Raw genomic sequence first — 713 nt, 5'->3', positions numbered from 1 at the left:
AACGGCTGCATCCTTGGCATTTATGCGGTTTGGGCTCATCCCCGTTCGCTCGCCGCTACTTGGGGAATCGTTTTTACTTTCTTTTCCTCGCGTTACTTAGATGTTTCAGTTCACGCGGTACCCTCTTTCGTGCTAAGTCTTCAACTTAGCGGATTGCTCCATTCGGAAATCTCAGGATCAACGTTCGATTGCAACTACCCTGAGCTTATCGCAGCTTACCACGTCCTTCATCGGCTCTTACTACCTAGGCATTCCCTATGTGCCCTTAATTATTTTAACCTTTAGTTTTTAAATATTGATTGACAGCTAACTCTATTAAAAAATTAGAGTTAAATTGTATTATCTGATTTACTATATAGTTTCCAATGTCCATTAGATAATGTAAGAACATTATCAATAGAATAGAGAAAGTATTGCTCCTTAGAAAGGAGGTGATCCATCCGCACGTTCCCGTACGGATACCTTGTTACGACTTCACCCCAATCGCTAATCACACCCTCGGAGCATCCCTCCTTGCGGTTAGGCCTGCTACTTCAGGTGCAACCAACTCTCGTGGTGTGACGGGCGGTGTGTACAAGACCCGAGAACGTATTCACCGCAACATAGCTGATTTGCGATTACTAGCGATTCCAACTTCATGTACTCGAGTTGCAGAGTACAATCCGAACTGAGAATAGTTTTCTGAGATTAGCTCCCCCTCGCAGGTTTGCGAC

At 44.5% G+C, this 713-nt stretch carries 2 rRNA genes; both read right to left on the bottom strand.

Annotated features, from left to right (window positions below):
- Positions 1-279: ribosomal RNA gene (locus RF638_RS16070) — 23S ribosomal RNA — on the bottom strand; the annotation flags it as partial.
- 145 nt (positions 280-424) lie between these two features.
- Positions 425-713, bottom strand: a 16S ribosomal RNA gene (locus RF638_RS16065); the annotation flags it as partial.

Origin of the sequence: Kocuria sp. CPCC 205235 (assembly GCF_040980905.1) — a bacterium.
GTDB classification, from domain to species: Bacteria; Actinomycetota; Actinomycetes; order Actinomycetales; family Micrococcaceae; genus Kocuria; species Kocuria carniphila.
The sequence above is the reverse complement of the archived record's forward strand: the minus strand, read 5'-3'. Positions and strand labels throughout refer to the sequence as shown.